The sequence below is a fragment of the Clostridium sp. genome (assembly GCF_036569345.1).
Classification (GTDB): Bacteria; Bacillota; Clostridia; order Clostridiales; family Clostridiaceae; genus Clostridium_AD.
Genome location: NZ_DATCQT010000108.1, coordinates 1 through 9,034, shown reverse-complemented (window position 1 = coordinate 9,034; position 9,034 = coordinate 1). Strand labels below are relative to the sequence as shown.

Genomic DNA, 9,034 nt, shown 5'->3' with positions numbered 1-9,034 from the left:
ACGAGATCCAATTGGAATCCGTCCTCTCTTCTATGGTTATTCCGAATCAGGTAAAATCATATTTGCAAGTGAAGCGAAAAATTTAGTTGGTCTTACGTACAAAATTATGTCATTTCCGCCAGGACATTATTATGCTGATGGAAAATTTACATGCTACTCTGATATCGCAGCAACAGAGGGTGAATATTGTAAGGATGACTTAGAAGTTATTTGCAGTAAAATCCATGATAAATTCGTAACTGCTATAGAAAAACGTATGGATGCTGATGCTCCTGTAGGTTTCTTGTTAAGTGGTGGCCTCGACAGCTCCTTAGTATGTTCAATTGCTCAAAAAATGTATCCTGGAAAACCAATTAAAACCTTTGCCATAGGTATGACTGAGGATGCAATTGACCTGAAATATGCACAGGAAGTTGCAGATTACATTCATAGTGATCACACCACTATATATATGACAAAAGAAGAAGTGCTTGGATCACTTGAGCAGGTTATTAAACTTCTTGGGACTTACGATATTACCACAATAAGAGCAAGTATGGGAATGTATTTGATTTGCAAGAAAATACACGAAATTTCTGATGTCAGAGTGCTTCTAACCGGCGAAATTTCTGATGAGTTATTTGGATATAAATATACTGATTTTGCTCCAAATGCAGAAGAATTTCAAAAAGAATCACAAAAGAGAATTCGAGAACTTTATATGTACGATGTACTTCGTGCAGACCGTTGTATCAGCTCAAATTCTATAGAGGCAAGGGTACCATTTGGGGATTTAGATTTTGTAAAGTATGTTATGTCCATCGACCCTGAAAAGAAATTAAACAAATACAACATGGGTAAATACCTTTTAAGACGCTCGTTTGAAGGGGATTATCTGCCAGATAATATTTTATATCGGGAAAAAGCAGCATTTAGTGATGCTGTAGGGCATTCTATGGTGGACTATTTAAAAGAATATGCAGAAGCATGCTATTCTGATGAACAATTTGAAAAACTATGTAAAAAGTATAAATATAATTCTAAACCATTCACAAAAGAATCATTGTTATACAGAGAGTTTTTTGAAAAATATTATCCATTCCAAGCAGAAATGATAGTAGACTTTTGGATGCCTAACAAAGAATGGGAAGGCTGTAACGTAAACGATCCTAGTGCCAGAATGTTATCAAATTATGGTGCCAGTGGTAAATAATCAAGAAAATACTCCCTTAAGTCAAATTTCGAATTTTTTATTGTTTATCAGAACTAGCTATTAGTAAATAAATAAAGGAGCTATCTGAAAGTTGATTATGAGATAGCTCCTAATTAATATTAATGATGTGTGGTTTTTAATTAGTTCTTCATATTTTACCATTGTGTCGCTGTTTTTGAAATCTCAATACCCGTTACATTTATTCCGTTGTCAATAAAAACCTTTGCATTTCTACCATATCCAACACCAGGTATCAATATATCCTTAACCTTATCGCGATTTAGTATTATTGAACCATTCGATTGTTGCTTTTCCATGATCTTCAGGAATCTTATTACTAACTTGTTCATGTAGCCATCCTAAAGTCTTATTGTTCAAATACTGTCTCATCTGGTCTTCTGCTTCTAACATTACAGTTTTTATTAAGCAAGGACATTTTGTATATGAATCAGGTAAATTATTTTTATCTAACAATATTTCATTTTGCCTAATCTCTGCACAATGAAATAATGGGGTCGTCCCTTCTACTGCTTCAACTATATTCCAAAAGGTTATACTTTCTGGAATACGTGCTAACTCATAACCCCCATTAACACCTGAAATTGACTTCACAATCCCTGCTTTCCTTAATTTTGTATATACTTTTGATAAATAAGTTTCTGAGACTCCTTGATATATTGCTAAATCTTTAATCCCAACAGCCCTTCCTGATGGAATATCTATCATATATAATAAACAATGTAATGCATACTCTACTCCTATAGAAAATTGCAATATAATCTACCTCCTGACTAACAAAATAATCTTCTTTCATAATACTAAATTATTTTTTATTAGTCAATATCCATACAAACGAATTATAGATAACATTTATCTATAATATATTTATTTGTTGTTGACTTATTAAAAAAACAATCATATAATAATTATAGACAATACTTATCGACGATACATATTATCTACGAATATTAAATGTATTGTTTAATAAAATTATTAGGAGGAAACATAAAATGCTTACAGAAAAGTTTTTAGATGTACTAAAAAAGGAAGGCGTAGTTTCAATAATATCATGGGGGATAGATGAACCACATGTGGTTAACACTTGGAACTCTTATTTAGTTGTAACATCTGATGAAAGAATTTTAATACCTGCCTATGCAATGCGTAAAACAGAAAAAAATATAAATCAAAATAATAAAGTAAAAATCGCTTTAGGTAGTAAAGAGGTTTTGGGTTATAAAGATTACCCAGGAACAGGCTTCGTAATTGAAGGTACTGCAAAATACCTTGAGTCAGGTTCAGAATTTGATATGATGAAAGAAAAGTTCTCTTTTTTAACTAGGGTGTTAGAGATAACAGTTACATCAGCAAAGCAAATGCTTTAAATGTTGTAAAATATAAAAGATAAGCAGAAGATTTAAACACACATCCTTCTGCTTATCTTTTATAGTTAAAATACATATCATAAAATGTTCTAATCCACATCTAATACCCCATTCGCCACACCATCACTTTATTCCCTTTTTTAGGTTGTTGGTACGACGCCGTAGTAAAATTTGTAAGCGCAAGATTACTGGTTCTACTTGCTAATCACCACTAAATAATCTACAACTAGGCAACCATTTTTCCGAGACTTTGTAAGGTATCTGTACTCCAGGCAAACTCTCCCCCAATATAACTTTAGGTTTAATTTTACCATGGTAATCACTTCCACCAGACATATAAAGCTTGTGAATCTTGCAATAGTCAAGAAGAAAATCTGTATTATCCATTGTGTGAAGGGAATGATAACATTCAATACCATCAATAGCATTTAATGATGTAATTGAGTTTAAAAACTTCTCATGATCATCTGAATAATAGACATATAGATGTGCAAGAAATGATTTACCTCCGGCTTTTTTTATAACCTTTGCGATTTCCTCAACGGATGGAGTATTCTTTAATTGATTTATGTAAAATGGGCTATTTTCATTGTTAACACAAGTTCTATAAAAGCCATTAACCCCTTTCCATACTTCTGTGGAAAAGTGTTTTTCATTTTCAGGATATTTTTTCAAATTAAAATATAATACCTGTGTTGCAAAGTATTTTCCACCTGCAATAGATAAATTATTGTCGTATTTAATGCCTATATTTTTGCAGATATTCATCATTGTTTTTAAGTACTGGTTTTCTCTTTCAAGAAATTTTTCTTCTGAAACAATTCCTGTTTCCTCAATGGTTTTAAGATCTATATCATATGCTAATATTTCAATTGGAGTACCATTATGTGCTACTGAAAATTCGCATCCTGTGATTATTTTGCCACTAAAGTAGTTATCTATTTTTACTTTCTTTAATTTTTTATATGAACCTATGGAGTCATGATCTGTAATTGATATATACCTTAGTCCTGATTTTTGGGCTTTAGCGAGTATTACCTCTGGTTCATCTGAACCATCTGAAGATGTTGTATGAATATGTAAATCGATCATTTTATAAATCCATCTCCTTTACTTCTATGTTAAGTCTAAGTTTTTTAATAATATCCTGTTGTGAGTTTAATTTTAATTTTAAGACTTCCGCACAGTTAATTTTCCTATTTCTAGTAAAATATAATTTAAAACATAGACTATAAAGCTAAAAATTCCGAATAAAAGTGTAAATTTAACGGTCTTTAAATTAATACTCTTTTGGAATATAGTTATTATATTTGTAGGATGTAGTATTATATCCCAGCTATTCCATCTATTAAATCTACCTATATAAATAGCAAATCCAGTTAGCAAATGAATAATTGAAACAAAAACCCAAGAAGCTATTCTCTTATACTTCTTCATCAATGAATTGTGTATTATATATAGCGAAATAAAACCAACTACATAACCAATCCATACACCTACACCAATAATCACAAAATCTAACCAAATATTTATATTATCATTAAATATAATTCTTGCTTCATTTGTATAAGGTGAATAATTAGGATTAATAAGATGATATTGATTAGGACTGAGATGAATAAAATCTGTAATTATATAGGGGGAGTTCGGATAGAATAATAACCATAGTATTCCTAAAAAAATGGTCACAATTTTAATCAAACCACTGTTTCTTGAGTTTAAATTAATATAACACATTAATGATACTATTTCCAGTGGAACCCAAGCTAAAATCACATTCCAAATCATATATATATGAGCTTGACCTATATCTCCATTAGAAATAATCCAAATAAAATATAATAGCGTTACTACTCGCAGAAGCCACTTAAGCATTCGAAACTTAGACTTAATATTATCCAAACTTATCAATATAGTTATTTCCTTCTTTTAAAAACTGCGACTATTTCTCTACTTTTTCCACCATCTTGAGCAGTTGAAAAACACGATACTAATTCCCAACCTTGTTCACCAAAGTTATTGAGTTCATTATCAAAATGACTTACATCTAGTATACCACCCATTAATCCTTTTGTTTCAACTTTAATACTTATATATTCCCACTTTTCCAAAACAACCACCTCAATTTTCATATTTAAATTTAGTTAAAAGTAAACCTAAACACATATATCTAACATGTCCTATATTAGCCATTTCTAGTGTTTGTATATAGTCATCATCTAGCATCAATCAAGTATTCATTTTCCAACTTGCCATTATAGGAATAATTAGAGGTTATAATTATAATAAAATAATTAACTTTACTTGTTATAAGGTTCAGTGTACTGATCTAACTGCGGTTTTCAGCTAATGCTATTTTTTAATTAGTTACTTGCTGATGCCTTAAATTCTATTATTCAATTTTCGCATTTATCATTTTTATATAGTTTTATCAACTCATCTAACGAAATATCAATACCTACCATCTTTAATAAATCTTTTCGCTCATTATGTAGTTTTTCTAGCATTACTCCAAAGCCTTTTCCTAAATGTATTTGCTTATGACAATTACAGCATAAAGAAACAATATTTTCTTCAACATCAAGAGATATTTCAAATTTATTTTGGTAAGTAATTGGTACTAAATGATGAGGTTCAGTATAGTTTAAGTCCGAATTCCTCCTCGTAAATGTTAAATGAGTATTATTAAATTCACATTTATAATTTGCATGTCGTAAAGCGTTTATTGATACCTTGTGACTTCGAGGATACAAATATTTATTTTGAACATAAACAGGTTCTTTTTTATTTTTAGCTTTACCACTATATTCAAAATGTTGGGTATCCGAAGAAATGTCACTATCACCAATATCTGAAACAAGAGAATCATCTGAATAACTATTATCTGAAAATATATTTAATTCTTCAATAGCCTTTACAAGTTCCTCTCTAATCGTCCACTCCCAAGTCTTTGGTTTTGCATTAATTAGTTTGCTTTTCATTACCACAATAAATCTTGTGCCTTTAGCTATATCACCTATTCCCTTAACAACGAACCGTCCAAGTTCTTTTTGGACTCTTCCCGCAAGACCATTTATAATTCCATTAGCACTCATACTGTGCTTATTATATTTTTCACCTATATAACTACAAGAAGCAGAATATCTAGGTTCTAAATACCATTTTTTTATAGCTTCTTTGCTTTTATCATCGAAAACTGCAGGATTAGTTAATAATTGTTTCCATTCCTCAATAGTTATATCAATATTGCAACAATACTCATCATTAATAATTTCACATATTTTTTCAATCATACTGCCCCTCCCATTTTTTAGATATAAAACATTATATATTAATTGTTTCATTGTAACACGGTTTTACCATTACCACCTATGATGGTTTTAATTCCAACTTCCCATTATAGACATAATGTGATCTCTATCTATTAACGCCCCTAAACCACCATATTGACATAATTCAACAAACATCCACAATTATCCTTTAAAATTTCTACAAAAAAGTAAAATACTCCAAGATATTACCCTCCGAGTATTTTAGCTATCCTTTAATTTTATAAAATAACTTATTTACGCTTCTTACTCTCTGATATCATACTTTATATCCCCACACTCATATGCTCAGCCAGCTTAATTTATAATCTTAATTAAAGACTGCTCGAATATCATCCAATTTTTGTTGATCTTCTTTATACCTTCTATTAAATAATAGACTAACCCGTCAATTTCTTTAATTATCTCATCTTGCTCTTTCTTTGGAAGTGATGAGAGCTTATTGAGTCTGTTAGTAATCATTCTCTTTGCTCCAACAGAACTTTTTTCACCAGCTCCATAGACCTCAACATTTCCGAATTCAACAGTGATTTAGAGCAATCTTTTATCATACAAATATGCTGTGGTTGAAGAATAAAAATATAATCTCCAACAATTCCTCTTCTAAATTTCAATCCCATAAATAATTTATAGTTAAATTATTTACTTTAATTTATAAATTATAATTTATTTATGCTATTATAATATATAAATCAGTTAAATATAAAGGAGAAAATCATGAAAAATGAACATCTACTAAATAGTATTTTAATAAATTCAGATAAAATTAGTCAACCTGCTCATAGAGTGCTACAAAGAGCAGGGATTGAAACATTGGAACAGTTAACTCTGTATAAAGAAGAGGAATTAATTGCTTTTCATGGATTTGGACCTAAGGCATTGACAATACTAAAAAGGAAACTTATTGAACATGGTCTTTCTTTCAAGATAGAAGATTAGTACTGATATGGATTTGATAACTAAGAAAACAATCCTAATTAAATGCAAATATAAAATATAATAGGGGTGAACGCCTAATGGAATTAATTAAAGTTAACCAATCAAGGTGTATTAAATGTGGAGTTTGTACGAGAGTCTGCCCACGAAGAGTTCTGTGCATGGGAGAAAATGGACCTATTGTAATTGAGCCACAAGCATGTATGGCCTGTGGACATTGTGTTGCTATATGCCCTCATAGAGCAATTGACAATATTAAGGTTCCATTTGAAAATCAAACCGATCTAAAAGAATTTCCAGTTATAAATGCAGACACTGCCGAGCAGTTTCTTAGGTCGCGCCGATCAATTCGCTGTTACAAAAATGTGGCTGTGCCTAGAGACAAGTTGGTAGAATTAATTAATATTGCACGATTTGCCCCAACTGCAAGTAACCTGCAAGGGTTATCGTATATTATTGTAGAAGACAAGGAAATACTAAAAAAAGCTACTGAGATAACGATAAAGTGGATGGAAACACAGATCAGCAATCCTTTATACTTGAGTTTTCCTTACTATGTTCGTGCATACAGAGAGACTGGAATAGATAACATCCTGCGTGCTGCACCACATCTGATTTTGGCAACTGCTCCAAAGGGTTTTAATAATGGAAGAGAAAATACGATTTTTTCCTTTGCGTACCTAGAACTATTTGCTACTGCTCTCGGATTAGGTTCTTGTTGGGCAGGAATCTTTGAAATGTGTGCATTCGCAAATCACTATCCATTACTGAAGTTGTTCAATATTCCAGATGATAAGGTGTTAACCGGAGCGGTTATGGTAGGTTATCCACAATATAGTTATAATCGACTATTAAATCGTAACCCATTAGATATTACTTGGATTGGATAGTAAATTTATCATATTAATAATACTAACTATCTTTTCACTTTAAATTATTCTTTTCATTTTCTTTTTTTCAGCCTTATCCGAATAATGCCATTGTATAAATGTTAAAATTAAAAGCCAACACCATAAACCAACGACAGTATTAAATTTTCCATAATATATCCAAGTAAATAACAAAATTACAATATCAATAATTGTTATAATCCACTTTGTCTTATTCATTTTCATTTTACTTTTCCTCCAATAAATCATAATCATTATTCTTACAAATACTAAATAGGATATTTATTCAGTGCTGATATACTCAAAATTGTATACTTTGCTTCACAATTTTAGAAGACTCCTAATTCAATCCAATAACGTTGGTCAATGGTTCCATTTTCATATATAATTTCATTTTCAATAACTCCTCCATTATTGATTATACTTTTTGCCGAGCCTATATTACCCTTATAACAAACCATAAGAACTCTATCCATGTTCAGTTTTTTACATTCTTCTAATGCTAAAGCTATCATTTTGGTAGCATAGCCCTTTTTTCTCTCTGATGGTCGAATACCATCGCCTATATGCCCACCATTTTTAAGAAGTTCTTCATTAAGCCACTGTCTAATGTTTGCAGTTCCAACAATGATGTCACGCTCATCATCATATGCCCATAATGTAGTTGCTGGAATGCCACCATACAGACAGCCATTTTTCTCCTCCTCAAACCCATACAAATATTCATCAAATTTTTTGTAATCTAATCTTCGTATACTGTAGGGTATAATTTTCTCGCCAACGCTGTACCATTCATCCATCATCTCTTTGTATTGCTTCTCATATTTTTTATCCGGTTTTACTAACTTTAACATAATATTACCACCTTCATTAAATGCACATCCCCTAATGACTCATTTTATTCTATACTTCAAATCCAGTTTTATCTTCTCGTGTAATTTCTCGAATTACTTTACATGGTACACCAGCTGCAACTACATTTGCTGGAATATTTTTTGTAATAACACTGCCTGACCCTATAATTGTATTATCTCCAATAGTGACCCCTTGATTTATGCTAACTCCTGCTCCAATCCATACGTTATTGCCTATCTTTACAGATTTTGCATAACAGCCTCCTGCTACTCGCTCATTTGTATCTATTGCGTGATTGGATGTATATGGTGATAGAATAAAAATAGTACAATAGAAATTGAGAAAGTTCCTAATAAGTATTACAATGAAAATAATAGATGGAGGGACTTAATCATGAGAAAACAACACGATAAACAATTTAAAGAAGATGCTGTAAAATATTATATA

Annotated in this window: 13 protein-coding genes and 1 pseudogene; 4 read left to right on the top strand and 10 right to left on the bottom strand. The window is 31.0% G+C overall.

The window, feature by feature from the left end; genetic code table 11:
* Window positions 1-1,192 (top strand): asparagine synthase-related protein (locus VIM70_RS10950; protein WP_331945798.1); only part of this gene is annotated, 1,192 nt, incomplete at its 5' end.
* Window positions 1,193-1,359: 167 nt separating this feature from the next.
* Here VIM70_RS10950 and VIM70_RS10945 read toward each other — a convergent pair.
* Together VIM70_RS10945 and VIM70_RS10940 are read right to left on the bottom strand one after the other, a co-directional pair.
* Window positions 1,360-1,467: pseudogene (locus VIM70_RS10945) on the bottom strand (SAM-dependent methyltransferase); the annotation flags it as partial.
* Window positions 1,463-1,966 carry an Rrf2 family transcriptional regulator gene (locus tag VIM70_RS10940; protein WP_331945797.1) on the bottom strand — a complete coding sequence of 168 codons (504 nt, stop codon included), beginning with the start codon at window positions 1,964-1,966 and terminating at the stop codon, window positions 1,463-1,465. The pseudogene VIM70_RS10945 and the gene VIM70_RS10940, both read right to left, overlap by 5 nt.
* A 236-nt stretch (window positions 1,967-2,202) precedes the next feature.
* Here VIM70_RS10940 and VIM70_RS10935 point away from each other — a divergent pair, with 236 nt between their 5' ends.
* Window positions 2,203-2,577, top strand: a complete 375-nt coding sequence (locus tag VIM70_RS10935; RefSeq protein WP_331945796.1) for a pyridoxamine 5'-phosphate oxidase family protein — start codon at window positions 2,203-2,205, stop codon at window positions 2,575-2,577.
* A 201-nt stretch (window positions 2,578-2,778) separates the two neighbouring features.
* Here VIM70_RS10935 and VIM70_RS10930 read toward each other — a convergent pair whose 3' ends face one another.
* From VIM70_RS10930 to VIM70_RS10910, 5 genes are all read right to left on the bottom strand, one after another.
* Window positions 2,779-3,669, bottom strand: coding sequence for a PHP domain-containing protein (locus VIM70_RS10930; protein ID WP_331945795.1), 891 nt, complete (start codon window positions 3,667-3,669; stop codon window positions 2,779-2,781).
* Window positions 3,670-3,747: 78 nt separating this feature from the next.
* Window positions 3,748-4,488, bottom strand: a complete 741-nt coding sequence (locus VIM70_RS10925; protein ID WP_331945794.1) for a DUF1361 domain-containing protein — start codon at window positions 4,486-4,488, stop codon at window positions 3,748-3,750.
* Window positions 4,489-4,493: 5 nt separating this feature from the next.
* Window positions 4,494-4,688: a DUF4177 domain-containing protein gene (locus tag VIM70_RS10920; protein WP_331945793.1), complete on the bottom strand. Its 195-nt coding sequence runs from the start codon at window positions 4,686-4,688 to the stop codon at window positions 4,494-4,496.
* A 285-nt stretch (window positions 4,689-4,973) separates the two neighbouring features.
* Window positions 4,974-5,870 (bottom strand): HNH endonuclease, encoded by an 897-nt coding sequence (locus VIM70_RS10915; RefSeq protein ID WP_331945792.1) that lies wholly within the window; start codon window positions 5,868-5,870, stop codon window positions 4,974-4,976.
* A gap of 333 nt (window positions 5,871-6,203) precedes the next feature.
* A complete protein-coding gene (locus tag VIM70_RS10910; protein WP_331945791.1) occupies window positions 6,204-6,368 on the bottom strand; it encodes a hypothetical protein in 165 nt (54 codons plus the stop codon).
* Between the two features lie 255 nt (window positions 6,369-6,623).
* Between VIM70_RS10910 and VIM70_RS10905 the strand changes: the two genes are divergently transcribed.
* Window positions 6,624-6,845: a DNA-directed RNA polymerase subunit alpha C-terminal domain-containing protein gene (locus VIM70_RS10905; protein ID WP_331945790.1), complete on the top strand. Its 222-nt coding sequence runs from the start codon at window positions 6,624-6,626 to the stop codon at window positions 6,843-6,845.
* Window positions 6,846-6,922: 77 nt separating this feature from the next.
* Window positions 6,923-7,732, top strand: coding sequence for a nitroreductase family protein (locus VIM70_RS10900; RefSeq protein ID WP_331945788.1), 810 nt, complete (start codon window positions 6,923-6,925; stop codon window positions 7,730-7,732).
* Window positions 7,733-7,771: 39 nt separating this feature from the next.
* On the opposite strand, the gene VIM70_RS10895 is transcribed toward VIM70_RS10900, so the two are convergent.
* The 3 genes from VIM70_RS10895 to VIM70_RS10885 all read right to left on the bottom strand — a co-directional run bounded on the left by VIM70_RS10895 (window position 7,772) and on the right by VIM70_RS10885 (window position 8,824).
* On the bottom strand, window positions 7,772-7,957 hold the full coding sequence (locus VIM70_RS10895; RefSeq protein WP_331945787.1) for a hypothetical protein: 186 nt from the start codon (window positions 7,955-7,957) through the stop codon (window positions 7,772-7,774).
* 104 nt (window positions 7,958-8,061) lie between these two features.
* Window positions 8,062-8,586: a GNAT family N-acetyltransferase gene (locus VIM70_RS10890; RefSeq protein ID WP_331945786.1), complete on the bottom strand. Its 525-nt coding sequence runs from the start codon at window positions 8,584-8,586 to the stop codon at window positions 8,062-8,064.
* Between the two features lie 49 nt (window positions 8,587-8,635).
* Window positions 8,636-8,824 carry a DapH/DapD/GlmU-related protein gene (locus VIM70_RS10885; RefSeq protein ID WP_414648706.1) on the bottom strand — a complete coding sequence of 63 codons (189 nt, stop codon included), beginning with the start codon at window positions 8,822-8,824 and terminating at the stop codon, window positions 8,636-8,638.
* Between the last annotated feature and the right edge of the window lie 210 nt (window positions 8,825-9,034).

Excerpts from the sequence above, each read along its gene's own strand:
- VIM70_RS10935 (WP_331945796.1), top strand. The coding sequence starts at position 2,203 with ATGCTTACAGAAAAGTTTTTAGATGTACTAAAAAAGGAAGGCGTAGTT.
- VIM70_RS10930 (WP_331945795.1), bottom strand. The coding sequence starts at position 3,669 with ATGATCGATTTACATATTCATACAACATCTTCAGATGGTTCAGATGAA.
- VIM70_RS10915 (WP_331945792.1), bottom strand. The coding sequence starts at position 5,870 with ATGATTGAAAAAATATGTGAAATTATTAATGATGAGTATTGTTGCAAT.
- VIM70_RS10910 (WP_331945791.1), bottom strand. The coding sequence starts at position 6,368 with ATGATTACTAACAGACTCAATAAGCTCTCATCACTTCCAAAGAAAGAG.
- VIM70_RS10905 (WP_331945790.1), top strand. The coding sequence starts at position 6,624 with ATGAAAAATGAACATCTACTAAATAGTATTTTAATAAATTCAGATAAA.
- VIM70_RS10900 (WP_331945788.1), top strand. The coding sequence starts at position 6,923 with ATGGAATTAATTAAAGTTAACCAATCAAGGTGTATTAAATGTGGAGTT.
- VIM70_RS10895 (WP_331945787.1), bottom strand. The coding sequence starts at position 7,957 with ATGAAAATGAATAAGACAAAGTGGATTATAACAATTATTGATATTGTA.
- VIM70_RS10890 (WP_331945786.1), bottom strand. The coding sequence starts at position 8,586 with ATGTTAAAGTTAGTAAAACCGGATAAAAAATATGAGAAGCAATACAAA.